24 protein-coding genes are annotated in these 26,009 nt (G+C 48.4%); 19 read left to right on the forward strand and 5 right to left on the reverse strand.

Translation table 11 applies throughout. The features are described 5' to 3' along the window. Window positions 1–24: 24 nt before the first annotated feature. Together lmr(B) and OQ477_RS16810 are read right to left on the reverse strand one after the other, a co-directional pair. Complete coding sequence (gene lmr(B), locus OQ477_RS16805) at window positions 25–1,464, reverse strand: lincomycin efflux MFS transporter Lmr(B) (protein ID WP_265973280.1); 1,440 nt, start codon at window positions 1,462–1,464, stop codon at window positions 25–27. A 36-nt stretch (window positions 1,465–1,500) separates the two neighbouring features. Continuing rightward, the gene (locus tag OQ477_RS16810; RefSeq protein WP_265973281.1) at window positions 1,501–2,067 is read right to left on the reverse strand and encodes a TetR/AcrR family transcriptional regulator; all 567 of its coding nucleotides are present in this window, start codon (window positions 2,065–2,067) and stop codon (window positions 1,501–1,503) included. A 177-nt stretch (window positions 2,068–2,244) separates the two neighbouring features. Here OQ477_RS16810 and OQ477_RS16815 point away from each other — a divergent pair, with 177 nt between their 5' ends. The 4 genes from OQ477_RS16815 to OQ477_RS16830 all read left to right on the forward strand — a co-directional run bounded on the left by OQ477_RS16815 (window position 2,245) and on the right by OQ477_RS16830 (window position 6,469). Then, window positions 2,245–3,360: a type II asparaginase gene (locus OQ477_RS16815; RefSeq protein WP_265973282.1), complete on the forward strand. Its 1,116-nt coding sequence runs from the start codon at window positions 2,245–2,247 to the stop codon at window positions 3,358–3,360. 195 nt (window positions 3,361–3,555) lie between these two features. Further along, window positions 3,556–4,200, forward strand: a complete 645-nt coding sequence (locus OQ477_RS16820) for an esterase/lipase family protein (RefSeq protein ID WP_032872735.1) — start codon at window positions 3,556–3,558, stop codon at window positions 4,198–4,200. 136 nt (window positions 4,201–4,336) lie between these two features. Then, complete coding sequence (locus OQ477_RS16825) at window positions 4,337–5,407, forward strand: helix-turn-helix domain-containing protein (protein WP_265973283.1); 1,071 nt, start codon at window positions 4,337–4,339, stop codon at window positions 5,405–5,407. A 129-nt stretch (window positions 5,408–5,536) separates the two neighbouring features. After that, complete coding sequence (locus OQ477_RS16830; protein WP_265973284.1) at window positions 5,537–6,469, forward strand: aldo/keto reductase; 933 nt, start codon at window positions 5,537–5,539, stop codon at window positions 6,467–6,469. Window positions 6,470–6,512: 43 nt separating this feature from the next. On the opposite strand, the gene OQ477_RS16835 is transcribed toward OQ477_RS16830, so the two are convergent. Further along, the gene (locus OQ477_RS16835; protein WP_038456882.1) at window positions 6,513–7,508 is read right to left on the reverse strand and encodes a DUF5105 domain-containing protein; all 996 of its coding nucleotides are present in this window, start codon (window positions 7,506–7,508) and stop codon (window positions 6,513–6,515) included. Between the two features lie 126 nt (window positions 7,509–7,634). Here OQ477_RS16835 and OQ477_RS16840 point away from each other — a divergent pair, with 126 nt between their 5' ends. Both OQ477_RS16840 and OQ477_RS16845 read left to right on the forward strand, forming a co-directional pair. Continuing rightward, entirely contained in the window at window positions 7,635–9,035 is a 1,401-nt protein-coding gene (locus tag OQ477_RS16840) for a YcdB/YcdC domain-containing protein (RefSeq protein ID WP_265973286.1), read from the forward strand. 200 nt (window positions 9,036–9,235) lie between these two features. Next, window positions 9,236–10,594: a YcdB/YcdC domain-containing protein gene (locus tag OQ477_RS16845; protein WP_174737849.1), complete on the forward strand. Its 1,359-nt coding sequence runs from the start codon at window positions 9,236–9,238 to the stop codon at window positions 10,592–10,594. Here OQ477_RS16845 and OQ477_RS16850 read toward each other — a convergent pair. Continuing rightward, entirely contained in the window at window positions 10,591–11,094 is a 504-nt protein-coding gene (locus OQ477_RS16850; RefSeq protein WP_032872745.1) for a M15 family metallopeptidase, read from the reverse strand. The two genes, OQ477_RS16845 and OQ477_RS16850, sit on opposite strands and share 4 nt — an antisense overlap. 109 nt (window positions 11,095–11,203) lie before the next feature. Here OQ477_RS16850 and OQ477_RS16855 point away from each other — a divergent pair, with 109 nt between their 5' ends. The 6 genes from OQ477_RS16855 (at window position 11,204) to OQ477_RS16880 (ending at window position 17,675) form a co-directional block, all read left to right on the forward strand. Beyond that, entirely contained in the window at window positions 11,204–12,325 is a 1,122-nt protein-coding gene (locus tag OQ477_RS16855) for a tetratricopeptide repeat protein (RefSeq protein WP_265973287.1), read from the forward strand. Between the two features lie 115 nt (window positions 12,326–12,440). Then, on the forward strand, window positions 12,441–13,220 hold the full coding sequence (locus tag OQ477_RS16860) for a glucose 1-dehydrogenase (RefSeq protein WP_265973288.1): 780 nt from the start codon (window positions 12,441–12,443) through the stop codon (window positions 13,218–13,220). An 83-nt stretch (window positions 13,221–13,303) separates the two neighbouring features. Beyond that, window positions 13,304–14,983, forward strand: a complete 1,680-nt coding sequence (locus OQ477_RS16865) for a glycoside hydrolase family 13 protein (RefSeq protein ID WP_265973289.1) — start codon at window positions 13,304–13,306, stop codon at window positions 14,981–14,983. A gap of 185 nt (window positions 14,984–15,168) precedes the next feature. After that, window positions 15,169–16,128, forward strand: coding sequence for a metal ABC transporter substrate-binding protein (locus OQ477_RS16870; RefSeq protein ID WP_265973290.1), 960 nt, complete (start codon window positions 15,169–15,171; stop codon window positions 16,126–16,128). A gap of 54 nt (window positions 16,129–16,182) precedes the next feature. Continuing rightward, window positions 16,183–16,878: a metal ABC transporter ATP-binding protein gene (locus OQ477_RS16875; protein ID WP_021495283.1), complete on the forward strand. Its 696-nt coding sequence runs from the start codon at window positions 16,183–16,185 to the stop codon at window positions 16,876–16,878. Beyond that, the gene (locus tag OQ477_RS16880) at window positions 16,836–17,675 is read left to right on the forward strand and encodes a metal ABC transporter permease (protein WP_007409044.1); all 840 of its coding nucleotides are present in this window, start codon (window positions 16,836–16,838) and stop codon (window positions 17,673–17,675) included. Before OQ477_RS16875 ends, OQ477_RS16880 begins: the two co-directional genes overlap by 43 nt. Window positions 17,676–17,719: 44 nt before the next feature. On the opposite strand, the gene OQ477_RS16885 is transcribed toward OQ477_RS16880, so the two are convergent. Continuing rightward, a complete protein-coding gene (locus OQ477_RS16885) occupies window positions 17,720–18,715 on the reverse strand; it encodes an LLM class flavin-dependent oxidoreductase (protein WP_265973292.1) in 996 nt (331 codons plus the stop codon). Between the two features lie 275 nt (window positions 18,716–18,990). Between OQ477_RS16885 and OQ477_RS16890 the strand changes: the two genes are divergently transcribed. The 7 genes from OQ477_RS16890 (at window position 18,991) to OQ477_RS16920 (ending at window position 25,724) form a co-directional block, all read left to right on the forward strand. Continuing rightward, window positions 18,991–19,587 (forward strand): TerD family protein, encoded by a 597-nt coding sequence (locus OQ477_RS16890; protein ID WP_003156649.1) that lies wholly within the window; start codon window positions 18,991–18,993, stop codon window positions 19,585–19,587. Between the two features lie 23 nt (window positions 19,588–19,610). After that, the gene (locus tag OQ477_RS16895) at window positions 19,611–20,192 is read left to right on the forward strand and encodes a TerD family protein (protein WP_003156648.1); all 582 of its coding nucleotides are present in this window, start codon (window positions 19,611–19,613) and stop codon (window positions 20,190–20,192) included. Window positions 20,193–20,225: 33 nt separating this feature from the next. After that, the gene (locus OQ477_RS16900; protein WP_032872756.1) at window positions 20,226–20,804 is read left to right on the forward strand and encodes a TerD family protein; all 579 of its coding nucleotides are present in this window, start codon (window positions 20,226–20,228) and stop codon (window positions 20,802–20,804) included. Window positions 20,805–20,842: 38 nt separating this feature from the next. After that, the gene (locus OQ477_RS16905; protein WP_003156644.1) at window positions 20,843–21,616 is read left to right on the forward strand and encodes a TerC family protein; all 774 of its coding nucleotides are present in this window, start codon (window positions 20,843–20,845) and stop codon (window positions 21,614–21,616) included. Window positions 21,617–21,688: 72 nt separating this feature from the next. Then, a complete protein-coding gene (locus tag OQ477_RS16910; RefSeq protein WP_265973294.1) occupies window positions 21,689–23,311 on the forward strand; it encodes a YceG family protein in 1,623 nt (540 codons plus the stop codon). A 6-nt stretch (window positions 23,312–23,317) separates the two neighbouring features. Continuing rightward, complete coding sequence (locus OQ477_RS16915) at window positions 23,318–24,406, forward strand: toxic anion resistance protein (RefSeq protein WP_265973296.1); 1,089 nt, start codon at window positions 23,318–23,320, stop codon at window positions 24,404–24,406. A 115-nt stretch (window positions 24,407–24,521) separates the two neighbouring features. Continuing rightward, on the forward strand, window positions 24,522–25,724 hold the full coding sequence (locus OQ477_RS16920) for an MFS transporter (RefSeq protein WP_265973298.1): 1,203 nt from the start codon (window positions 24,522–24,524) through the stop codon (window positions 25,722–25,724). The last annotated feature ends 285 nt before the right edge of the window (window positions 25,725–26,009 follow it).

Genomic DNA, 26,009 nt, shown 5'->3' on the forward strand with positions numbered 1-26,009 from the left:
CTCACGGGGAGCCTGCTGTTTTTCTTATGAGTGATTCACTTTGACCCGTTTCATAAAGAAAGCGCTGATCAAGCCGATAACGGCGACAATCATCGCGAAGATAAAGGCGTGCTGGACGCCCGCAATCAGCGCGTGAGAGTATGCGGAAGGATCATTCGGGTTTTTCGCGGTGCTCATATAATTCTTCTGGCCGGCAGCCATGATGCTGACCGCCACCGCAGTGCCGATTGCGCCGGCCATCTGCTGGAGCGTATTCATAATGGCTGTTCCGTCCGGATAAAATTCCGGCGGCAGCTGATTTAAGCCGTTCGTTTGCGCCGGCATCATGATCATGGAAATGCCGATCATCAGGCATGTATGAAGCGCGACAATCAGAAGCGCCGTTGAAGCGCCGTTAATGTTTGAGAAAAACGAAAGCACAGTTGCCGTGATGACAAACCCGGGAATGACAAGCCACTTCGGTCCGTATTTATCAAACAGGCGCCCCGTCACCGGAGACATAAAGCCGTTTAAAATACCGCCCGGCAGCAGGATGAGCCCGGACGTAAACGCCGTCAGCATCAGTCCGCTTTGTAAATACATAGGTAATAGAAGCGTTGTCGATAAGATAACCATCATACAGATAAATACAATCACGACACCGAGAACAAACATCGGATAGCGGAAAGCGCGCAGATTCATCATCGGCTGTTTCATTGTCAGCTGCCTGATGGAAAATAAGATGAGCGCGATCGCACCGACAGTGAGCGAACCGATAACCGTCGGGCTTGACCAGCCGTCTGATCCTTCGCCCGCATTGCTGAATCCGAATACGATGCCGCCAAACCCGATCGTAGACAGAATAATGGAAAGCACGTCAATTTTCGGTTTTGTAATGTCAGACACGTTCTGCATGTAGGCGATGCCGAATAAAAGAGCCAACACAAGAAACGGCAGGGAAATCCAGAAAATCCAATGCCAGTTCAAATGCTCTAACACAAGCCCTGAAAATGTCGGACCGATCGCAGGAGCGAACATGATGACAAGCCCGATCGTCCCCATCGCCGCTCCGCGCTTATGCGGCGGGAAGATGACGAGGATTGTATTAAACATCAGCGGCAGCAGCAGCCCGGTTCCTAAAGCCTGCACGATTCTTGCCGCTAAAAGAAACGGAAAGCTCGGCGCAAGCGCTGCAATCAGCGTACCGATAATGGAAAAAGCAAGTGAAACGATAAACAGCTGTCTTGTCGTAAACCATTGCAAAAGCAGACCTGATACCGGGACAAGAATACCGAGAACGAGCAGATAGCCCGTCGTCAGCCACTGGACGGTCGCAGGAGTGATATGTAACTCCTTCATCAGGTCAGTCAGGGCGATATTCAGCGCCGTTTCACTGAACATGCCGATAAACCCTGCCGTCAGTAAAGAAATCATGATCGGCATGACTTTATATTGTTTGGAAGGCTGAGCGTTTTCCAAAATCATTCTCCTCTCTTTCTATACGTACATGTCTCTCGTATTTTATGTCTTCAGCAGGTTCGGGATTTGTTTAGAAATATGGAGGATCGGCATTTTGTCTTTTTTGGCTAAGGACACAATGATGCCGCCTTCTATCATGGCATTTAAAACAGTGCTGATTTCCGCCGCTCTCTCATCAGAAAAACCGGCTGAACTCAATTTGCCCGCGAACAGATTCTCCCATTCCTGATAAGCGCTTTGACAGGCCTGCTGGAGCTTTTCGCTCTTTAAAGCCGTCTCGGCAGCCAGTAAACCGACAGGAAACCCTTCAAAGTTCTCCGGACATGTGAATTGGCTTGATAAGTCCTGTAAAAACGCTTGAATGCTTTCCGCAGGATCAGGATAGGCATCAAGGCTTTCTTTTATTTTCATACGGATATAATGGCTCATTTCATTGACAGCCTCAATGGCGAGCTGCTCTTTGCCGTCCGGAAAATGATAGTAAAGAGAACCTTTCGGCGCACCGCTTTCTTTAATAATCTGATTCAGCCCCGTGCCGTAATACCCCTGAAGCTGAAACAGCCTGGTTGCCGCGGCGAGGATTTTTTCACGAGAATCTCCATAGCTCATAATGTTCCCACCTTACTGATTTTTGACAAATTTAAAATATAGTGACTGGTCTATTATCTTGATTTCACATGACGGTGTCAAGGTTTTTTAACGGTTATTTTCTTCGGAAGGTTGCCTGACAAGCGCGTTGACCGGTGGGAGGAAAATCTTCATAAATAAAGAAAAGGAGAGAATAGAATGAAAAAACAATTCATGCCCTTCATTACATTTATCACGGCTCTGCTCTTCATTGCGGCCGGCTGCTCCCAATCTCCTCAAGCGAAAGAAACACCGCCCCGGATGGCAGCCGCAGCCTCAGCGAAAAAAGACGGACTTCCGAATGTTAAAATTCTTGCCACCGGCGGCACAATTGCAGGCGCTGCTCCTTCAAAGACGTCCGCTACGGAGTACACGGCGGGGGCAATTGGAGTTGATGCCCTGATTCAGGCCGTTCCGGAGATAAAAGAGATCGCGCATGTGAGCGGAGAACAGGTTGTGAATATCGGCAGCCAGAATATGAATAACGAGACACTGCTGAAACTTGCAAAACGGGTAAACAAGCTGCTCAAGTCTGATGATACAGACGGCATTGTCATTACACATGGAACAGACACACTTGAGGAAACCGCCTACTTTCTCAATCTGACGGTCAAAAGTGACAAGCCCGTTGTTGTCGCCGGGTCAATGAGGCCGTCCACGGCAATCGGAGCGGACGGGCCGTCCAACTTATATAGCGCTGTAAAAACAGCGGCTGCGCCTGATGCGAAAGGCAAGGGGGCGCTTGTCGTATTAAATGACAGAATCGCTTCGGCGCGTTATGTGACAAAAACCAATACAACCGCGGCCGACACTTTTAAATCGGAAGAAATGGGTTATATCGGAACAATTGCTGATGACGTCTATTTTAATAACGTCATCACCCGAAAGCATACGAAGGATACAGATTTCCAGATAGATAAACTTGATAAATTGCCGCAGGTCGATATTATATACGGCTATCAAAATGACGGAAGCTATCTCTTTGAAGCCGCCGTAAAATCAGGAGCGCAAGGCATTATTTTTGCAGGCTCGGGAAACGGCTCAATGTCTGATGAGGCGCAAAAAGGCGCCGTAAAGTCGGTCAAAAGCGGGCTGGCGGTCGTCCGCTCCACAAGGACGGGAAACGGAACGGTAACACCTAATCGAGATTATGAAAAAGACCATTTGACAGCTTCTAACTCTCTCAACCCTCAAAAAGCGCGGATTCTTCTGATGCTTGCGCTGACAAAAACGCATGACCCTAAGCGGATTCAAACCTATTTCAATGAGTACTAGGAGAAGAGAACCGGGTGTTCTCTCCTTTTTTGGTATGCCGTATTAAAGCATAAGCGTGCTTTCGGGATAGGGGCGTCTTTCTCATTTTTCCGCTCTTTTTAAATTGTTTAAAACAGTAAAAAATACACTATTTTTTCCTTTTCTCCTCTAATAGAATGAAAACTGCAAAAATATTACATAGCAGGAGGAAAGTTCATGAAACAAATAAAAAACAAAATTCTAGTCATCCTTACAGTTTGTATGCTGTCCGTCATTTCCGTATTTGCCTTCCAGCCAACCGTATCGAAAGCCTCCTCAGGGCATAACCCTGTTGTCATGGTCCACGGAATCGGCGGGGCATCCTTTAACTTCGCGGGAATCAAAACATACTTGGCATCCCAAGGCTGGTCAAGAAAAGAGATGTACGCCATTGATTTCTTAGACAAAACCGGAAACAACAGACACAATGCGCCGAGACTATCCAATTACGTGAAAAAAGTGCTCAGCGAAACAGGTGCGAAAAAAGTCGATATCGTCGCGCACAGCATGGGCGGAGCCAACACGCTCTATTACATTAAAAATCTTGACGGCGGAGACAAAATCGCAAACGTCGTCACACTCGGCGGAGCGAACGGCCTTGTGACCAACCGGGCGCTTCCGGGGACTGATCCGAACCAAAAGATTTTATATACATCGATTTACAGCTCAGCGGACTTAATCGTCCTGAACCCGCTGTCACGACTGATCGGCGGGAAAAACGTGCAGATTCACGGTGTCGGACACATCGGACTTTTGATGAACAGCCAAGTAAACGGGCTGATTAAAGAAGGTCTGAACGGCGGCGGACAAAATACAAATTAACAGTTTCAAAGCCCCGGAGAATGAGAATATCCCGGGGTCTTTTTTTCTTCCATATTCTTTTTTCGCCGTAAACCAAGCCCTCTGAAGTTATTTTTGTTAAAATAATAAAGTTATATCAGAATTCGGAGGGTTTATTGTGGGAAAAGTGAAAAGAAATGCCCCTTGCCCATGCGGCAGCGGGAAGAAATATAAAAAATGCTGCGGAAGCAAAGAAGCTGCCATTCCGGCAGACATCGCGGCAAAAGAAGCGAAACAGATTCAGGAAAGCCTAATGGAGTACGCCTTTACAGCACATAGAGACGGCATATCATCATTTATTAACCAGCACGCATTCATTACGGAGCTGGACAGACAGACAAAAGACATCGGAGTCTTCAACCTCGGCATCTGGGGAATTTTCTTCCGTCCGCTGGCAGGCGGCAAGACGATTTTTGAAGAATATCTTCAGAAAAAAGCCGGCGGGATCAACCGCCCGAAAACACGGGAAATCGTTGAATCATGGAAAAGCATGACACCTGCCGTTATGGTTCTTGAAGATGTGAAAGAAGGAATGATTCACTTTGAAGATGTGATGACCAAGAAACAATTCAAAGTGGAAATGGACGTCAGCCAGCAGGATCTTCCGCCGGCGGGAAGCCTGATCCTCGGCTATCCGATCCACGAAGCGGAAAAAGCGGAGTTCTTCATGCAGTTTACGATCTTCCCTGTGAAGCGGACCGAAGCTTTGATCAGCAAAGTGAAAAAGGCGGCTGCCCCGGCCCTTGCGGAAGGAAAATCGCCTGAGCGCTTTATGCAGGAAAACTTCGACACTGTGCTGGCCGCTCTTTTAGGAACGGAGGAAGAGCCTGAGCAGGCTGCTGAAGAAAAACAGACAGAGTGGGCGAACGACATGGAGAAGGAAACGGCGGACGCCATTGAAAAAGGCCTGAGCGGGGATGAATACCCGGCTGAGCTGGTTCCGGCCGTAATTGATCTGTGGAAAACGTTCTGTGTCAAAAAAACACCGACGATCAGAAAGCCTGAAGCTTTCGCAGCGGCGGTCGAATATTACGTGAACAGCATTTCTCTGAACGGCGCGTCCGTTTCTCAAGCGAAGCTGGCGAAGAAGTACGGCGTCAGCGCCTCAACGATTTCCAGCCGCTATAAGGAAATCGAGGGTGCTCTCACGGATGAAGCCGAACGCTTCGCCGCAGCTCTGACATCTTAATACACAGCAAAAAAACCTTGAAGGGCAAACGCTTTTCAAGGTTTTTTCTATAGATAGGCTCTCAGGCAGGATAATTCTTACCGGTTATCTAATACTAAACAGAGCGATAAAAGGAAGGGAGCCTGAGCCATGGATGAGACACGTACGCTGGGCAGGACGGATTTACGGGTAAAGCGTATCGGCTTTGGCGCTAATGCGGTCGGAGGACATAATCTGTTTCCGAATCTTAATGATGAAACGGGAAAAGAACTCATCCGCACAGCGTTGGACGGCGGCGTCAATTTTATTGATACGGCGTTTATATACGGTTTGGGACGTTCCGAAGAGTTAATCGGTGAAGTTGTCGCAGAGCGCGGCGTGCGGGACAGCCTCGTGATTGCGTCAAAAAGCGCGCATAAAGAAGTCAATGGACAAATCGAGCTGGACAACAGCCGTGAATTTCTCCGGAGTGAGGCGGAAAACAGCCTGAAGCGGCTGAAAACAGACGTGATTGATTTGTATTACGTCCACTTCCCTGACGGCAAAACACCGCTCTCCGAAGTGGCGGGCACGTTAAAAGAACTGAAGGACGAAGGGAAAATCAGAGCAATCGGCGCCTCCAATCTCAGTTTCCGGCAATTGCAGGAGTTTAACGCGGACGGCTATTTAGAGGTTTTTCAATCGGAATATTCACTGATTCAGCGTGAGGCGGAGCATGATCTGCTGCCTGATTGTGAAAAGAACGGCATTTCCTTTATTCCTTATTTTCCGCTTGCTTCCGGCTTGCTGACGGGAAAGTTTACAAAAGACACAGTCTTTGAGGACAGCCGAAAGAACAGGCCGCCGTTTCAGGGAGAAGCTTTTCGCCAAAACCTGGAGCGAGTGGATAAGCTTCGGGCCGTTGCGGAGGAAAAAGGGGCGCAGACAGCGCATATCGCACTCGCATGGCTTCTGTCGCAGCCGGCGGTGGATGCGATCATTCCCGGAGCCAAACGCCCCGACCAGCTGAAACACAATCTGGACGCGCTTCATGTGCAGTTAACCGAGGATGAGGTTCAATATATCAGTGACATCTTTAAGTGAAAATCAAAAAAGGAAATAGCCTGCGCTATTTCCTTTCTTGTTGTCAGGACGTTTTCAAAAACGCTTCTGTCAATCCTTCCAGATCGGCGTCTGTATCCAGATACCACTGGCCGCGGGCGTTTTTCTTCATCTCGATTTCTCTTGTAACGGAAGAAGAAGCCGGTTTCAGGCGCATAAACTCTTCCGGATAGACAGAAAGCAGGTGGCTGACAATTTCATTTTCATCAGCATCAGGGTGCTTTCCGGCATAGTCTTGCACGCGGTCTTGCAGCTGGCCCGCAAGCGGAGACATATCAAGCGGCGTCACTTTTGCTTCAAGGACGGCTTTTTTGCCTGACATGGATTTGGTATGCACCTTGAGCTCTGTGTTATCCCGCAGCGCTGATGACATGGCGTCAATAATAGCGGAAATGGCTTTTGGATCCGCCTGTTCTTGTGAAATGCCTGCTGAGGTGATAAAGCTGGCTTTCGCCGATTCCTGATATGCGGCGGCCGTCATTTTTTCATTTACCCCGGTCAGGCGGGTGAAATCTTTATTGTGTTTGCCGTACAGCATCACATCAATGTAGGCGGATAATGCGTCCGCCGGGTCAGGTACTGCTTTTGAGGCTGTGCCTTTGACTTTGAGCTTATAAGATAAAGGCTTCGCGTCTTTTGCCTGCGGCTGATATACCAATTCATATGATTTGCCTTCGTCAGCCGTGAAGTACAGATTGCCCGTCACTGTCTTACCCGCATGAAGCGTGCCGCTCTGCATCAAGTCTTCCTTATCGGCTTTGGCTGTTTTCGCGTCATCCTGATAAAGCGAGAAGTCGCTGCTTTTGACGGTAAGCGGGTCTTTGCCCGTATTTTTGACGGTGACCGTTACTTTCAGCGCGGCCGGATGTTCAGTATCGTCTGAAGCGGCCCATGCCGTCTCTTTTATTTTCACTTTCGCCGTGCTGCTTTCCTGGCCGCCGCTCGTTTCGCTGCTGCATGCGGCGGTAAATGCCGTGAGAAGCAGAATGAAAAACACGGCGCTCATTTTTTTGATGGACATCTGGTTTACCCCCTGTTGTTAATGATTAATTCGATAGTCATGAAGATGGACAGGTTAATTATACTAGTTTTGTATAAAAGAGTCTTGGTAATCATCAATCTTTTTGGAAGAAAAGGAAGTGTTATGATGAAAAAAGAAGAGTTGAAACAGCTGGCTCTCCGAATCGGAAACGTACCTGCCCGCTATGAGAGTAATGTGGAAGAATACCAGGAAGATGAGGTTCTGTTTTGGTGGGAAGATAAGAATGACCCGGAAGCCGGCATCATGGTCGAATTAGACCGGGACGGAAAACTGAAATACTTATCCCGTCCGGCTTTCCAGACTGATCTGCCGCCTCTTTCGGAATCGGACATAGAAAAACGGATGCGGGCGTTTTTAGAAACCCATCGTCCTGGGGCATTGGCTGAGTTCGAATTGGAAAACTGCGGCTCCGCCAATGATGGTGATGTGAGATATTCCTATGTTCAGATGGCTGACGGTCTGCCGCTTCCGCTGACCGGGTTTTACGTCGACCTGTCTTTGGCAGGGGAAGTAACCGGTTTTTCTTACCATGGGAAGGCCGATGATCTTGTAAGGCCCGGGACAATTGCGGACAAGCGGGAAGCATTGGCTCACTTTGTCAAACATATAGAAGCAGAGCTGTTGTTCACCGTCCTGCATCAGTCCGTCTATATGCAGGGGGATGACAAGCCCCATCTCGTCTATGAAATCGTGTCTCCGACGCGGCCGATATCGGCCGACCTGAAGGAAGAGAATGAAGAAATAGACGAATATGAAGAACTGGAAGACGACACGCGGCCGTATGTCCCGATTTCACGCCCTGCACCTGAAGCGGAAAAGATGAGCATCAATGACATGATCGGGCTGCACGACGGTTTTTATAAAGAGAGGGAAAGCGATCTTGGAGACGGCCGCATCGGCATTGCCTGGCGTCCTGAAAAAACAAAATCCGTACGGGAAGATAAAAGCTTAGAAAGTCTGTTCAAAGAGCGGAGTGAACATGTATTGAAAACAATGCATGATAAAGAATCGGGCCGGCTCGCCGGAGTGATGTCATTTATACATAGTGAAGGCGAACCGGAGTTTTCCGAGGAAGAATGCCATCACATGGCCATCCGCTTTTTATTCGCCATGTTTCCGGAAGCGGATCAGTATTTCCGGGTTCAATATGATGAACCGGATGATGAAGGAGAAAACGCAGGGCTTACATATAAGGCTTGTTCGGGCGGCGTTGATTTGCGATTTGGAGAGGGGAGAATCTGTGTCAGCAAAATTACGGGTCTTGTCACTGTATATATGCCGCCGGAAATTGATCCGAAAGAGCTCGAGGAAATCGATCCCGTTCCTTCATTGACAATGGGAGAGGCGAAGGACGCGATCCGCCGGGCCATCAAAGCAGAGCTCGCTTGGGATCGTTGTTACGATGACGACAGCTCCGGAAAAGTGTACAGGCTCGTATACAAGCCGGTTTTCCCGCGGTTTATTGAGGCTCATACGGGAGAAGCGATCACGAGTTTAATAGGCTGAAGGTCATGGGCGTTCGTCCCGGGGCTTTCACGGGGAGTGTGACATTTGTATGAAAAAGAGCCGCTCTGAATACGGCTCTTTTCCCTCTTTGCTAAAAATAGACACATAAAAGGCACTTTCTTCCCTTTAAAAGGATAAGGGCGTTTTTATATAATAAAAAACAGTTCTTTTTTATACACTCTTCTGAAAGGATGACCCCATTGCTGAAAGAACATCTGAGAAAAAAAGCGCTGGAAATCGGGAACATACCGCCGCACTATGAGCTTGAAATAGAAGATTATGATGAAAAACAAAAAACGAAAGCCTATTATATTTGGAAAAATCGTAACCAGCCGGATAAAACGGTCACGATTGAGCTGGGCGACGACGGATCTTTGCTTACTTATTCACGCAACGACTGTCCGAGTTCAGACATACAGCTGTCAGAAGCCGAATTAAAGCTGACGGCTCTTCGGTTTGCGGCGAGACACCGCCCGCTTACTTTTATGAATTTCACCTTTCAGGCGAGGGAAGAACGCAATGGGTGCATCCGATTTATCTATACAAAAAAAGTGCTCGGCCGGCCGCTTCCCGATTCAGGTTTTTTCGTTGACGTAACCAGGAGCGGCTTCGTCGTGCAGTTTATCTATTACGGGGATAAGGGTGAAGCGCCCGTTCCGGAAACATTCGTCGATCGGGAAAAAGTCGTCTCGCATTATATGAGTGTGCTGACATTCAGTCTTGTCTATGATGTGGTCAATTTTGAGAAAATACCGCGTCTCGTCTATGAACCGATTCTGCCGGCTTACAGCTATCCGGCCGGTGAAGATGATATCGTGCCGGATCAGCAGCTTTGCGAAGACAGGAATGAGCCGGCAAAACCGCTTCCCGCGTTTGAACATAAACGGGAAATCAGCCTGGATGAATTAATGGGGTTTACCGCGGATATGGTTCAGACGCGCCGGCGCGATCTCGGGGATGAGATCGGAACGACATGGCGGAAAGGGTCGGTTCCGGAACGGAAAGATTTGAGTATCGAAAGCTATTTTGAAAGCAGCAACAAAAATACAATGAAGATGAAAACGGACAAAAAGACAGGGAAAATGACAGCCTTTAAATCTTTTATTGAGCATCAGGGCCCGGCCTTTTATTCTGCGGAAGAGTGTGAGGCCGTCGCGCTTCAATTTTTATACAAGCTTTATCCGAGAGCGGACGAGTTTTTTAAAATGAACCCGCTGAAAACGGACGGAAGGGGCAGGTTCCGCTTCCATTTTTCCATATGGCATCAGGATATTCCGCTGCGGTTCGGCGCTGCGAGAATTCTTGTCAGTCCCGTAACGGGGCTTGTGGAAGCTTACATGGCGCCTGACATTGACCCGGAGCAGCTGGAGAAGATCAATCCGGTGCCGGCCGTTACTCCCGAAGAAGCAAAGGCCGCTTTTTTATCCGATTTCCATCTGCGGCTGGAGTGGCAGCGCGATTTTACGCCGTCCGGCAATGAAGGATATAAGCTTGTGTACAGGCCTGTCTATCCTCCGTACATTGATGCGCAAAAGCGAAAAAAGAAAAGGTTTTATTAGCCAGGGATCATTTGTAAATGAGGATAATCTTTAAAGCCTCTCCAATCGCCTCCCCAATCAAAACCGAGCGTTTTGGCAATCGATACGACCTCAAGCCAATCGGGCGTGCCGTTTCGGTTTCCGTCGTACGTCATATCCCAAATCAGGCTTCCATCCTTTTTTTGCAGGGCGAAGTCGATCGCAAGGCCGTAATTGTGGTAAGATTCCCCGCCTTTTGCGTAGGTGACGATATTTCCTTTTTTTGAACGTCCTTGACGGTACAATTCGTTTTGTTCCTCAATTGATCTGAAACCCTCTGTGATAACGACGGTGATGCCTTTTTTCAGAGCGGCCGTCTGCAATAGCTCCGCATTCTGCCTCACGAGCGGATGAAGAGCGCTTGGAATGGCTCTATCTTGTAATGCCGTCTGCGGCCTCAATTCTTTCTGCACATAGGAAAAACATAGGTCTGCGGAAAAGAAGAGGATCAAAAGCAGCGCAATTCTGACTGGTCGTTTCATGGTGAATTCTCTCTTTCTTTAATTGATTAAAATCTTTGTTTGCTCACTGCCATAAATTTGCTATGATAAAATATAACATAATTAGTAGCCGGAGGAAGGAGGCAAATCTATGAAATCCAAGATTCCATCTGAAGAAGTGGCCGTAAAGATGAATGAATGGTATAAGCTGATCCGCGCGTTTGAAGCCGATAAAGCTGAAGCGCTGAAGCGGGAGATTCAATATGAACTCGAAGATATGGAAGAGAACCAGGATTTATTGTTGTATTTTTCATTGATGGAATTTCGGCACCGCATCATGCTGGATAAATTAAAACCCATGAAAGACGGCGACTGCCAGCCTCCGTTCTCTGAAATGCTCACTGAGATTGAGATGAACCAGCAAAAGCTGACCGGCTTACTGGAATATTATTTTTACTATTTCAGGGGAATGTATGAATTTAAGCAGAAAAACTTCATCTCAGCGATTTCTCATTATAAGCGGGCTGAGGAAAAGCTTGAATATGTGGAAGATGACATAGAGAAAGCCGAGTTTCTGTATAAAATTTCTGAGGTGTACTATCATATCAAGCAGACTTTCTTTTCGATGAATTACGCGGGGCAGGCGCTTGATATTTACAAGAAATATGAATTATACGGAATGAGAAGGGTGCAGTGCAAATTTATCATTGCCGGAAATCTGATGGACGCCCAGCAGCATAAAAAAGCGCTGGAATACCTCGAATGCGCCTTGGAACACGCGGAGCGGCTTGATGATCAATATATGATTGCTGCGGCCTATTATAATATCGGGCACTGTATGTACAGTCTGGGTGACTTTTGCAAGGCGGCGGAGGATTTTGAACGGGCGGCCGCCGGATTTGAAGCACACAGCTTCCGGCAGGTCATCCAGGCTGTTTTTTCACTCACGCATATCTACTTTAAAACGGAAAAATACAGTGAAGCCGCCGCCAGCTGCGCGCGGGGCATGAGAAGCGCGGCGGAATGGGAAGATGAGATCTATCTGACGAAATTCCGTCTGATTAAAGAGCTTTATCAGGGGGAAGGCGGACAGGATTCGCTCAAAGAGTATTTTGACATTCTGGAATCAAAAGAGCTGTTGGCTGACACAGAGGAACTGCTTCAGGACGCGGCTCATTTCTTTCATCAACGGGAGAACTACAAAGCGGCAGCTTATTTTTTCAGCAGGCTTGTCGGCGTGCAAAAAAGGCTGCAAATGAACAACTACGCATAATGAAAAAAAGAACGAGGGAGCTTCGGTTTCATCGTTCTTTTTATGATCTCTTTTGTTTTCAGCTGATTAAAACCGGGTACATGCTCTGTATTAACATCAGGGAGGAAAAGAGACAATGTATCAGGATTTACAGGGAAAAACAGCAATCGTAACAGGTTCTTCGAAAGGAATCGGAAAGGCCATTGCCGAACGCTTCGGCAAGGAGCGGATGAATGTGGTTGTGAATTACCTCGGTGATTCCGCCGGAGCGGAAGAAGCGGCGGACATCATTGAGAAAGCGGGAGGCCGAGCCGTCACCGTAAAAGCCGATGTATCCTCAGAAGAAGGGATTCAGGCGCTGTTTCATGCCGCGCAGGAGCATTTCGGGGGTGTGGACGTGATGGTCAACAATTCCGGCTTTAACGGGACCGAAGCGATGCCCCATGAAATGAGCCTGGAGGATTGGCAAAGGGTCATCGACGTCAATGTGACCGGCACCTTTTTGGGGGCGAAAGCGGCACTGAAACATATGCTCGAGCGCGGCAAAAAAGGAACGGTCTTAAACATATCGAGCGTTCATCAGCAAATACCCCGCCCTGAAAACGTGCAGTACTCGGCATCCAAAGGCGGGATCAAAATGATGACGGAAACGATGGCGCTTAATTACGCAGACAAAGGCATCCGGGTGAATGCCATCGCTCCCGGCACGATCGCCACGGAGTCCAATAAGGATCTGGAAGATGAAACACATAAGCAAGCCCAGCTGAAAAAAATTCCGATGAACGCCTTCGGCAAACCGGAAGAAGTCGCCGCGGCCGCCGCATGGATGGCGTCGGAAGAAGCGAGTTACGTGACCGGAACGACACTTTTCGTCGACGGAGGCATGACGCTTTATCCGTCTCAGCTGGATAGATAAAAGAGGAGGGGAAACCTTCTCTTTTTTGTTTAGAGCAGGGTCATAAAGGAAATGGTTTTCTAAAAAAACAGGGGGAGCGCAAGATGGCGAATGACTGGTGGAAAGACGCCGTTGTCTATCAAATCTATCCGCGAAGCTTTCAAGATACGAACGGCGACGGCATAGGCGACCTGCGGGGGATTATCGCGCGTCTCGATTATATAAAAGAACTTGGCGCTGATGTGATATGGATCTGCCCGATTTACCCGTCGCCAAACGTCGATAACGGCTACGATGTGACGGATCATCAAGCAATTATGGAATCTTACGGAACGATGGAGGACTTTCACGATCTGCTTACAGAATGCCGCAGCCGCGGATTAAAGCTTGTGATGGATTTCGTCTTAAATCATACCTCCACGGAGCATCCCTGGTTCAAAGAGGCGGAAATGAATCCGGACAGCAAATACCGCGATTATTATATTTGGCGGCCGGGCACCGCGGACGGCCCGCCGACCGATTGGGTGTCGGATTACGGACAATCCGTCTGGCAGTACGAAGAACATACGGGCGAATATTACCTGCATATGAACGCCGTCAAACAAGCCGATCTGAATTGGGAAAATCCCGAGGTTCGGCAATTAGTATACGAGATGATGAGATTTTGGCTCGATAAAGGCGTGGACGGATTGCGAATAGACCAGCTTCATCTTCTGTCAAAAAAAGAATATTTGCCGCCATATGAAGATTACATCGCCCGCCGAGCCGATCCGAAGCCTTTCCGGCCAAACGGGGCACGGATACATGATTACTTAAAAGAAATGACGAAAGAGGTATTTTCCAAATATGACGTGATGTCGGTCGGCGAGGCCGGATCAGTGACGCCTGAGGAAGGGCTGGTCTACACGGGAACCGATGAGCATGAACTGAATATGATTTTTCATTTTCAGCATATGGAGCTTGATCAAAAGCCGGGCCAAGAGCATTGGGATGTAAAACCGCTTGAGCTGTCCGATTTGAAGAAAGTGCTCACAGATTGGCAGGAAAAACTGGAACATCGAGGCTGGAATACGCTGTATTGGTGCAATCATGACCAGCCCCGGATCGTATCCCGTTTCGGAGACGAAGGCACATACCGCAAAGCATCCGCCAAAATGCTTGCCGCCCTGCTTTATTTCATGAAAGGCACGCCGTACATTTACCAGGGGGAAGAAATCGGCATGACAAACGCTCCGTTTGACAGAATAGAGGATTATCAAGATATTCAGACCATCAATATGTATCATAAAAGGGTATTTGAAATGGGCCGCAACAGGGAAGAAGTCATGGCGTCCATTATGGCGAAAAGCCGGGACCATGCCCGTACACCGATGCAGTGGGACGGCAGCAAGAATGCCGGATTTACGGAGGGCGAACCGTGGCTGAAGGTCAATCCCAATTACAAAACCGTCAATGCGGCCGAGGCTCAGGATGATCCCGATTCTATATTGAACTTTTACAAAAAACTGATCCGCCTGCGAAAACAGTATGCTGATATCATAAAAGGCAGCTACACGCTGCTGCTTCCTGATGACCCGCAGCTGTTTGTGTATGAAAGACAGGCAAACGGACAAAAACTCATGTCCATCAGCAACGTATCGAAAGAAGAGGCCGCCTTTTATTGGCCGGACGGCTCCGAACCTGAAAGGGCCGAGCTGCTTCTCAGCAACTATGAAAATGACGGCGGCACGGAATCCCGCATCACATTCCGCCCTTATGAAACAAGAGTTTATCTGCTAGCCTGATATGTGATACGACGCCCCCGTCCATACATGGCGGGGGCTTTTTAGGTAAATCGGATATCAATTTAGAAAAAAATATCTTGCAAAACGTAATTACTTCGTTTTATTATGGTATAGGTAACAAATGAACGAGAAAGCACGCTTTGGAAATCGTCATCATTCTGATTTACAGAACAGGGGGAAACGGCTTGTTTAAAAAATGGAGCGGAATCATTGTCATTGCGGCATGCTTTTTAATCGCGGCGGGCTGCGGCAATTCATCATCAAAAGGTTCGTCAGGTTCTTCAAAAAGCGGCAAACTGCACGTCGTGACGACCTTTTATCCTATGTACGAATTCACGAAACAAATTGTCAAAGACAAAGGCGATGTAGACATTCTCATCCCGTCTTCGGTCGAACCCCATGATTGGGAGCCGACGCCGAAGGATATCGCCGGCATTCAAAACGCCGATCTTTTCGTATACAACAGCGAATATATGGAGACATGGGTTCCTTCAGCGGAAAAAAGCATGAGCTTTGATCATGCAAAGTTTGTAAAGGCGTCAAAAGGAATTGACTTACTCGAAGGTTCGGATGAAGAGGAAGAGGAACATGGACACGGCGGTCATGACCACAGCCACAGCATGGACCCTCACGTGTGGCTCAGCCCGGTTCTTGCGCAAAAAGAGGTCAAAACCATTACGGCGCAGATCGTAAAACAGGACCCGAAGAATAAAGCATACTATGAGAAAAATAGTAAAGAATATATTGCAAAACTGCAGGATCTTGATAAACTATACCGTACAACATTAAATAAAGCGGCGAAAAAAGAACTGATCACACAGCACGCGGCATTCAGCTATCTCGCCAAAGAATACGGCTTAAAACAAGTCGCGATTGCAGGCCTTTCTCCTGAAGAAGAGCCGAGTGCGGCCAAACTGGCGGATCTCAAAACGTTTGCCAAACAGCATGATGTGAAGATCATCTACTTTGAAGAAGTTGCATCGCCTAAAGTTGCAGATACACTTGCCGGTGAAATCGGCGCGAAAACGGAAGTGCTCAATACACTGGAAGGTTTAAGCCAAAAAGAACGGGATAAAGGCATCGGTTATATCGACATTATGGAGAAAAACCTTGATGCACTGAAAGATTCGCTATTGGTTAAATAACATAGTGTGCGCCGCGGGGTGCACACTATTTCTATGCGGGAAAGGAAGGTCAGCATGAATCTCGTTACATTAAAAGATATCGTTTTTGGTTATTCGCATACACCCGTGCTTGACGGCGTGTCGCTGGAAATCAAAAGCGGCGAATTCGTCGGCATTACAGGACCGAACGGCGCGTCAAAATCGACGCTGATGAAAGTCATGCTCGGCATGCTCAGACCTTGGGAAGGAACGGCCGAGATCAGTAAAAAAAACGCAGCCGGAAAACGCCTGACAATCGGCTATGTTCCCCAGCAGATTTCTTCATTTAACGCAGGATTCCCAAGCACGGTTCTGGAGCTTGTGCAATCAGGCCGTTATACGAAAGGAAAATGGTTTAAACGATTGAACGAAACGGATCACCACGAGGTGGAAAACGCGCTGAAGATGGTAGAAATGTGGGATTTCCGCCATCGGAAAATCGGCGATTTATCCGGCGGACAGAAGCAGAAAATCTGCATTGCGAGAATGCTTGCGAGCAATCCGGATCTGCTGATGCTTGATGAGCCGACAACCGCGGTTGATTATGAAAGCAGACAGGGTTTCTACGAATTTATGCACCATCAGGTGAAAAATCACAACCGCACCGTCGTCATGGTGACACACGAACAAAACGAAGTACAGCAGTATCTGGATAAAGTCATACGGCTTGAGAGGGGGGAAAAAGGCGGATGGAAATGTTTGACTTGGAATTCATGCGACGAGCTTTTCTAGCGGGAAGCATGATCGGAATTATGGCGCCGATATTAGGCGTATATCTCGTGCTGAGAAGACAGGCGCTGATGGCGGATACGCTGTCTCATATTTCATTGTCGGGCGTGGCCATCGGTTTTTTTCTCAGTACCAATATTACGGCGGCGAGCATCGTTGTCGTCACGATCGGAGCGATCGGCATTGAATACATGCGGCGGGCGTACCGTACATATTCAGAGGTATCTATCGCAATTTTAATGGCGGCCGGGCTGTCGTTTGCGATGTTTCTGATCAGCCTGTCAAAAGGCGGCGCGTCGATGAGCATCGATCAATATTTATTTGGATCGCTTGTCACGGTCAGCCAGCAGCAGGTCTATATTATCGGAGGTATTACCCTGCTGATTCTGCTTTATTTCATTATATTGAACAGACCGCTCTATCTGCTTACCTTTGACGAGGCGACGGCGAAGACATCAGGCATTAACACAAACCTGCTGTCAATGTCATTCAGCATCGTGACGGGGCTGGCGATTTCGGTCATTATTCCGATTATCGGCGTGCTGCTCGTTTCCGCGCTCCTCGTACTGCCCGCGGCTTTTGCAATCCGTATCGCCAAAGGGTTTAAATGGGTGTTTGCGGCAGCCATTATTATTTCTCTTTTCAGTGTGTTCATGGGGCTGACGTCTTCGTACCAGCTCGGAACGCCTCCGGGGCCGTCAATCACTTTACTGTTAATCATTCTGCTTCTGCTCGGGTTTACGCTGCAGGGGATTTGGAATGCGTTTAAAAAAGGAAAAGAACGAAAAAACCGCCGTTAAGCGGTGCAGCAGTCTCATCTGCTGCTCCGTTTGACGGCTTTTTTTTACAGAAATATATCAGCAAGACGCTCATATGACTCTTTTTTTGCTTCGAAATCAAAGACGTTGCACAGCACCATCATCTCTTTTGTCTGATACCGCTCGGAAAGTTCAAGCAGACGGCGTTTCACTGCGGCAGGAGAGCCGATCACCATCCGCTTCCTGTTTTCTTCTATCTGTTTACGATCCTCCGGCGAATACGGATAAGCCTTCGCTTCTTCCACACTCGGCACGCGGCTGTCGGCGCCTTTTCCGACACGAAGAAGCCATAAATCCTGGCTTAAGGCGAGTTCTTCCGCTTTCTCATCCGTAGCCGCGCATATGACGAAAATGGCACAGAGCGAGGCGGGAGCGGAAAAGTGGGCGGAGGCCCGGAAATGGTCCCGATAGATCTGAAAGGCTTTATCCCCGCGTTCCGGATTAATGAAATGGCCGAAGACATAGCCCGCACCTTGAAGAGCGGCGCGTCTGGCGCTGTTTTCCCCGAGGCCGAGCACCCAAAGCTGCGGGGCTGTTTCAATCAAAGGCGCTGTTTTTATTCCGGCATAAGCATGGTCCGAGGGAACCGAATCTGTCAGAAAGGATGATAAATCCTGAAGCTGCCTGTTAAACTCGGTCAAGCTTTTCTTTACCCCGTCTGTGAGGGCGAGCCGGATTTTCGTCGTGCCGCCCGGTGAGCGTCCGACCCCGAGGTCAATCCGGTTCGGGTGCAGCGCCTCAAGCTGACGGAAAGTTTCCGCGACTTTATAGGGGCTGTACTGCGGCAGCAGCACGCCGCCTGATCCGACACGGATGGATGTTGTGGCTGCGGCGGTATGAGCGATCATAATTTCCGGCGAAACGCTTGCGAGCCCTCTTGTGCCGTGATGCTCGGCAAACCAGTACCGCTTATAGCCCCATCCTTCACTGAGGCGGGCGAGCTCCGCTGAACGGCGGAGCGTCTCGTGCGGCCCGTTTCCTTTGGATACGGGCGCCTGATCAAGTATGCTTAAATCAATCACTCGTCTGCCCCTTTCCTGACATGTATTGATACAAGGATAGGAAAAATGTTCAGTCCCCGTCAATTTCTTTGTTTTCTCTATTCTCTCCGGAACGAAGGAGAATATAGGAAGTGATTTTTCGCCGTTTTTCGCCAAAAATTCTTATGTTTTATGAAACTTTGATATAATAAAAGACGTATATCTTAATAAACACCGGGATTCTTGTCCCGGAATTAAGTAAAAATGCGCACTTGCGGCGTGCTTAGCGGCACCCTTACAGAATAGGAGTGAATCATATGGCGATCTCTTTACAAAAAGGACAGCGGATTGATTTAACAAAAGGAAAAGCCGGCCTGTCAAAACTGCTGGTCGGACTCGGCTGGGACCCTGTATCATCCGGGGGCTTTTTCGGAAAGCTGTTCGGCGGAGGCGGTGCCAATATCGACTGTGACGCTTCCGTACTGATGCTTGAAAATGATAAAATGACAGACAGCAAAAACGTCATCTATTTCGGCAATCTGAAAAGCCGGTGCGGCGGTGTCGTACATACGGGTGACAACCTGACGGGTGAAGGTGACGGCGATGATGAACAAATTCTCATCGATTTGGCGAAAGTGCCCGCTCAGATTAATAAACTTGTGTTTGTCGTCAATATTTACGACTGCGTCAGACGAAAACAGGACTTCGGCATGATTCAAAACGCGTTCATCCGCGTCGTTGATCAGGCTAATCGCGAAGAACTGGTGACTTACAATTTAAGAGATAACTATTCAGGCAGAACGAGCCTGATCGCGGCTGAAATCTACCGCGAGGACGGCGAGTGGAAATTCGCCGCAGTAGGAGAAGGCACAAACGATACAAAAATCGGCGATATCGTTAACCGATACGCCTAAACGATAAAAAGGAGAGTGCACACATGGCAATTTCATTGGCAAAAGGACAAAAAGTAGATTTGACTAAAACAAATCCGGGTCTTTCTAAAGTCGTTGTCGGCCTTGGCTGGGATACAAACAAATACGACGGCGGACATGATTTTGATTTAGATTCCAGCGTCTTTCTATTAAATGAAGCAGGAAGATGCGCGTCGCCCGATGATTTCATTTTCTATAATCAGCTTGAAGGCGGAAACGGCTCTGTCGCACATTCAGGCGACAACCTGACAGGCCAGGGCGAGGGCGATGACGAAAGCGTAAGAGTCAACCTGAGCGCGGTGCCTGCGGCTATTGACAAAATTTCATTCGTCATCACGATTCATGAAGCGGAAGCGCGCGGCCAAAACTTCGGACAAGTTTCCAACGCGTTCGTGCGTATTGTCAATGAAGAGACAAATGAAGAGCTGATCCGCTACGATCTGGCTGAAGATTTCTCAATTGAAACAGCCATTATCGCAGGGGAGCTTTACAGACATAACGGCGAATGGAAGTTTTCCGCGATCGGCTCAGGCTACCAAGGCGGACTGGCCCGTATTGCGACAGATTACGGCCTGCAAATCGGCTGAACCATATCAAACACAGAAGGGAGAGGACGGCACATGGCTATTCAATTATCGAAAGGACAGCGTGTTGATCTGACAAAAACGAACCCCGGCCTTACAAAAGCGGTGATCGGCTTAGGCTGGGATACGAACAAGTACTCCGGAGGGCATGACTTTGACCTTGACGCGTCGGCTTTTCTTGTCGATGCCCATGACAACTGTGTAAATGATCTTGATTTTGTTTTCTACAATAACCTGGAACACCCAAGCGGGGGCGTCATCCATACGGGAGACAACCGGACGGGCGAGGGCGAGGGAGACGATGAACAAATTATCGTCGACTTCTCAAAAATACCCGCAAATATTGAAAAGATCGGCATCACCGTCACGATTCATGATGCGGAAGCGCGCGGCCAAAATTTCGGACAAGTGTCTAACGCGTTCGTGCGCGTCGTCGATGAAAACAGCCAGAATGAACTGCTTCGTTTCGATTTAGGGGAGGACTTCTCGATTGAAACGGCGGTTGTCGTTTGTGAGCTTTACCGCCATGGGGCTGAGTGGAAGTTTAACGCCATCGGCAGCGGGTTTTCCGGCGGTCTGGCATCACTTTGCCGGAATTACGGCTTGCAGGTGTAAGCAGGAAATTACCGTTTTACTAAATAGGAGGAAAAAACTTGGATTTTCTACATCATATTATGTCGACCTACGCTTCCTTTTTTGATTGGAAAATGTGGGGTGAGGTGCTGACTGACCCTGTATCATGGGGGCTGATCGGTTCCTTGGTTCTGCTGGAAGGGCTGCTGTCGGCCGACAATGCGTTAGTGCTTGCGGTTATGGTAAGGCATCTGCCTGAAAAACAGCGGAAGAAAGCATTAACATACGGATTGTTCGGGGCATATATTTTCCGTTTTATCTTTATCGGGATCGGAATGCTGCTCATTAAGTTCTGGTGGATCAAAGTGCTTGGCGCGCTGTACCTGGCTTGGCTCGTCATTAAGCATTTCTGGATCGGAGAAGGTGATGACGATACGGAAGGCATGAAGAAAAATTCATGGATGGTCCGTACGTTCGGAATTTTCTGGGCCACTGTCGTTTCAGTTGAGTTAATGGATCTGGCCTTCTCTGTTGACAGCATTTTGGCCGCGTTTGCGGTATCGGAAAAAGTGTGGGTGCTCTTGATCGGCGGTATGCTTGGCATTCTCATGATGCGTACAGTCGCAAAAGTATTCCTTGTTTTAATTGATAAAATCCCTGAGCTTGAAAATACGGCTTTTGTGCTGATCGGGATTATCGCCGTGAAAATGGCGGCGAGCGCCTTTGATTATGAAATGCCGCACGTTGTGTTCTTCGGAATCATCATCGCTGCGTTTGTGGTAACGTTTATTATCCACTATTTCAACAAACAAAAGCAGGTTCAGGAGCAAACGGCTGCATCTAAAGAAGAATAAAACAAAAAAGGAGGGAGAGTTCATTTCCTTCCTTTTTTGTACCGATAATCATGAAGAGAAAGGAGGAAGATGATGAGGCAGGAAGAATTGGTGATCCGAAAGGCCGAGCCGGAAAACGATGACTGGGAAACGTTTCTGATGCGGCCGCTGCCGGAACGTCCCGGTTACGAGCGGGAAAACGGGCTGGCGTTTACCCGGCTTGCCGTCCGGATTTTGGGCACTCCTTATGATGAGACGGAGTATTACAATAAGCTTTTCGAGCTGTCTTCTCATGAAAACATCCATGTGTTAAGCGAAACGCTGGATAAGACCATCGCGCCTGAAACGTTTCAGGCGCTCCAGCACATCCATTCGGTCAATCAAAAAGAGAAAGGGCTTTCGGTTTCCAGATTTGTCGCGTTTCTCGATGGGGGCAGGCTGCTTGCCAAACATGCTGAACCGCTTATGCACCGCCGGCTGAGAACCGCGTTTATGACGCTTTTGGAAACCTTTGCGGACCGGCATGAAAACGGGCTGAATCATCCCGATTTCCGGCGTGTGCTCTTGGATGTGTCAAAGTTTTCGCTGAACCACCTGAATCCATGGCTCGAACAAGCCGATATAGAGCGTGAGATGCCGAAGGTGGTGTGGTATGGAGACGCTACCAAAAGCCAGCTCTATTTTCTCTATTATCTCATGCTGATCGGCTGTGACGTCCTATTGTTTCATCCGGCTGCGGAAGATCCGTTCAGCTTGATTGATCCGGATGAGGAACTCAGCTTTGTGATAAAGCTCCCCGCAACAGGCGGCCTTGAGCCATTCCCGAAAGAAAAGCCGGACAGAACGTCCACGACGGCCTACCGGTCAACGAAAGAAATTGAGCATGTGCTGAACCATGAGGAATCTATGATGTATAAGCCTTGGCAGTTCAGGGATCATACCCCGCAGTCCGTGACTTTAAAAACGACGTATGATGAGTTATTTCTCATTGCGAAGGAGCGGGCGTTTATCCGGCCGCAATTTAAAGCGGACAGGGAGCGGGTGGCCGTTCCGAACCTTTTTGCGAAAGTGATGGGGGTTTCCAAAGATACGAAAGAATATTGGAACAGACTCCATACCGCCGCGGACTATCAGGAGACACACATGATCCGCAGTTTTCCGTTTACGGAAGAGCTGAAAGCCAACTACCAGTATCACTACACTCAGGTTTTGAACGAAGAAGGAGCGATTGACGCGGACAGGCTGAAAAGAAGCAACATCTGGCAGTACAAGCATCTGCCTTCAGGTGTGCAGAGCGCCATCGCCAATGTGATTTCTGACATGTGCAGAAACCCAGGGCTGAAGGCTTTGCCCGGGGAGCAGGCAAGGGATGCCGCAATCTATTTGTTCCGCCAGGCGACGAACCTGCCCGCTTCGCTGCTGCAATTGATTCAGACGTTTGATTACGCCCAAACCGTTCCGAAACTCGTTTTATATCATACGGAACAAAATGGCGAACTCACACGTTCGGACGCCGCCGCTCTTTTGTTTTTAAATAAATTCGGCGTCGATATCATCTTGTATAATCCGCCGGGGCATCAAGATATTGAGCACTATATAGAAGAAAGCCAATTTGATGTCCATTGGCTGGAGGACATGGTGTTTCAGCAGGAATATAAGGAGCCGTCACTCGTAAGAAAGCTGTTTAGAACCATTACGCAAAAGCAGGGAGAGTAAATAAACATGACAGAAAATCAAAATCCGCTTGTTCTTGATAAAAATGAAGAGATTTCTGAACAAAAAGCAGATGACATCAGGGTGCAACTGCGCCAAGACCCTGAGGTGCAGCGCATTTCGCAGCAGATTGATGTGAAAAACCAAATGGAGCTGCTGGAGTACGGAAAAGAACCGGCAGTTGAAATCTCGAAGTTCTCTGACCGCATCTTAAATATGATGAAAACAACAAGTGTCACGGATTCAGGCACAATGCTGACGCAGCTCGGAAAAATCATGGACCGTTTTGACAAAAATGATTTCGATGAACCAAAAGGATTTCTCGCTAAAATGTTCAAACGCGGCAACAGCATGATTGAAAAGATTTTTCAAAAGTACCGCACCCTGGGCGGAGAAATTGAAAAAATCCACGTCGAAATTTCAAAATACAAAGATGAAATGGCAAAGACGAACCATACGCTTGAAGAGATGTATGAAAACAACATTAACTACTACATGGAGCTTGAAAAGTATGTCGTTGCCGGGCAGATGAAGCTTGAGGAAATGCAGGCGCTCATTCCTTCTTATGAAGAAAAAGCGGCAGGCGGAAACCAGCTTGCGCAAATGCAGCTTGATACGCTGCGTGACGGGCTTCAGGCGCTTGAGGAACGTGTCTATGATTTAGATATGGCGCGGATGGTGGCGCTGCAAACGGCGCCGCAGATCCGCCTCCTTCAGCGCGGGAATACGAAGCTCATCGGGAAAATCAATTCCGCTTTCGTCATTACGATTCCGATTTTCAAAAACGGCATCATTCAGGCTGTCACAGTCAAACGGCAAAAGCTTGTGGCTGATTCAATGAGCGAGCTGGACCGCCGCACGAATGAAATGCTGAAGCGCAACGCTGAAAACATCTCAAACCAAAGCGTGGAGATTGCCCGTATGGCAGGCCGTCCGAGCATTGACATTGAGACGATTGAAACGTCTTGGAATACGATCGTCAGCGGTATGCAGGAAACGAAACAGATCGAGGAAGAGAACAAACGCCTCCGTGAAGACGGCGCGAGACGGATTCAACAGCTTCAGGATAATATTAAAAACGCAGTCTTAAAGAATTAACACACACCCCGCTTGCTTACGGCAAGCGGGATTTTTTTGCGAAAAAAGATAATGACAATGTGTAAAGACAGGTGTAAACTTATACGGTAATCATTTTCGATTTGAGGTGCTGCTTATGAACAAACAACCTGCCGTCACTCCGCGAAAACTTCTGGCGATTGCCGGAATGGGCTGGCTGTTTGATGCGATGGATGTCGGAATTTTATCGTTTATTATCGCCGCGCTTCACACTGATTGGAATTTAACACCCGATCAAATGAAATGGATCGGAAGCGTCAATTCCATCGGTATGGCAGCGGGCGCCTTTGTATTCGGAATGCTGGCTGACAGGATCGGCCGGAAAAAAGTGTTTATGATCACGCTGTTATTCTTTTCTGTCGGAAGCGGCATATCCGCTTTCGCAACGGGATTGACGGTTTTTCTCATATTGCGTTTTCTGATCGGAATGGGGCTTGGCGGGGAACTGCCTGTCGCCTCAACGCTCGTGTCAGAAGCGTCCCCTCCCGAAAAGCGGGGACGGATCATCGTGCTGCTTGAGAGCTTTTGGGCCGCGGGCTGGCTTCTTGCGGCGGTGATTTCCTACTTTGTCATACCGTCATTCGGCTGGCAGGCCGCGCTGCTCTTAACGGCGCTGGCCGCGTTTTATGCGCTGTACTTGCGGAAAAGCCTTCCGGAATCACCGGCGCATCAGGCATTGCCACAGAAAAAAAGCATACGCGGGCAGGCGGGAAGTGTCTGGACGAAACCGTATATTCGTCCGACGGTGCTGCTGTCTGTCGTTTGGTTCTGCGTCGTCTTTTCATATTACGGCATGTTTTTATGGCTGCCGAGCGTGATGCTGATGAAAGGCTACAGCATGATTGAGAGCTTCGAATACGTCCTTCTGATGACACTTGCCCAGCTTCCCGGATATTTCTCTGCGGCGTGGCTGATCGAAAAAGCGGGGCGGAAGACCATCTTAGTCATCTATTTGCTCGGAACGGCGGGGAGCGCTTATTTCTTCGGTGCCGCGGATTCATTGGCCATGCTGCTCACAGCCGGCATGCTTCTGTCCTTCTTCAATCTCGGCGCATGGGGCGTGCTTTACGCCTATACACCGGAGCAGTATCCTGCGAAGATCCGTGCGACCGGTTCCGGCACAACGGCGGCCGTCGGCAGAATCGGCGGCATTTTCGGTCCGCTTCTCGTCGGATCGCTTGCAGCCCGGAACGTTTCGTTTACAGTGATTTTCGCCGTCTTTTGTGCGGCCATCCTGATTGCCGTCATCACCATTCTTATTCTCGGAAAAGAAACGAAACAGACAGAGCTTGCGCAATGAGCACCCTTTTGGGGTGCTTTTTTAGTGAGCTGTCTGTTGACAGACCTATATTTTTCCTTAATATTCCTTATTTTCAGGAGGCGAAAACTTCTTTTTCCGGGACAATGTCGCAAAAAAATTCTTGTATTTGTAAAAAAAGGATAGGAAATCAGTTTGCAGCACATTCGATGGAAACGTTCTCAAGCCTGATAAAAGCCCGATTTCCTTTATAATTTATCCTCAATAAGGAGGATTAGAGAGTATTTAGAAGCATACCAGAGGAAAATAAGACACAGGGATGTTTTT

The sequence above is a fragment of the Bacillus sp. ChL18 genome (assembly GCF_026241425.1).
GTDB lineage: Bacteria > Bacillota > Bacilli > Bacillales > Bacillaceae > Bacillus > Bacillus velezensis.

Coding starts and splice junctions, on each gene's coding strand:
- OQ477_RS16880 (WP_007409044.1), top strand. CDS start 16,836: ATGGAAATGTTTGACTTGGAATTCATGCGACGAGCTTTTCTAGCGGGA.
- OQ477_RS16875 (WP_021495283.1), top strand. CDS start 16,183: ATGAATCTCGTTACATTAAAAGATATCGTTTTTGGTTATTCGCATACA.
- OQ477_RS16815 (WP_265973282.1), top strand. CDS start 2,245: ATGAAAAAACAATTCATGCCCTTCATTACATTTATCACGGCTCTGCTC.
- OQ477_RS16850 (WP_032872745.1), bottom strand. CDS start 11,094: ATGAAACGACCAGTCAGAATTGCGCTGCTTTTGATCCTCTTCTTTTCC.
- OQ477_RS16820 (WP_032872735.1), top strand. CDS start 3,556: ATGAAACAAATAAAAAACAAAATTCTAGTCATCCTTACAGTTTGTATG.
- OQ477_RS16860 (WP_265973288.1), top strand. CDS start 12,441: ATGTATCAGGATTTACAGGGAAAAACAGCAATCGTAACAGGTTCTTCG.
- OQ477_RS16910 (WP_265973294.1), top strand. CDS start 21,689: ATGAGGCAGGAAGAATTGGTGATCCGAAAGGCCGAGCCGGAAAACGAT.
- OQ477_RS16890 (WP_003156649.1), top strand. CDS start 18,991: ATGGCGATCTCTTTACAAAAAGGACAGCGGATTGATTTAACAAAAGGA.
- OQ477_RS16835 (WP_038456882.1), bottom strand. CDS start 7,508: ATGTCCATCAAAAAAATGAGCGCCGTGTTTTTCATTCTGCTTCTCACG.
- OQ477_RS16855 (WP_265973287.1), top strand. CDS start 11,204: ATGAAATCCAAGATTCCATCTGAAGAAGTGGCCGTAAAGATGAATGAA.
- OQ477_RS16895 (WP_003156648.1), top strand. CDS start 19,611: ATGGCAATTTCATTGGCAAAAGGACAAAAAGTAGATTTGACTAAAACA.
- OQ477_RS16810 (WP_265973281.1), bottom strand. CDS start 2,067: ATGAGCTATGGAGATTCTCGTGAAAAAATCCTCGCCGCGGCAACCAGG.
- OQ477_RS16900 (WP_032872756.1), top strand. CDS start 20,226: ATGGCTATTCAATTATCGAAAGGACAGCGTGTTGATCTGACAAAAACG.
- OQ477_RS16915 (WP_265973296.1), top strand. CDS start 23,318: ATGACAGAAAATCAAAATCCGCTTGTTCTTGATAAAAATGAAGAGATT.
- OQ477_RS16865 (WP_265973289.1), top strand. CDS start 13,304: ATGGCGAATGACTGGTGGAAAGACGCCGTTGTCTATCAAATCTATCCG.
- OQ477_RS16920 (WP_265973298.1), top strand. CDS start 24,522: ATGAACAAACAACCTGCCGTCACTCCGCGAAAACTTCTGGCGATTGCC.
- OQ477_RS16830 (WP_265973284.1), top strand. CDS start 5,537: ATGGATGAGACACGTACGCTGGGCAGGACGGATTTACGGGTAAAGCGT.
- OQ477_RS16840 (WP_265973286.1), top strand. CDS start 7,635: ATGAAAAAAGAAGAGTTGAAACAGCTGGCTCTCCGAATCGGAAACGTA.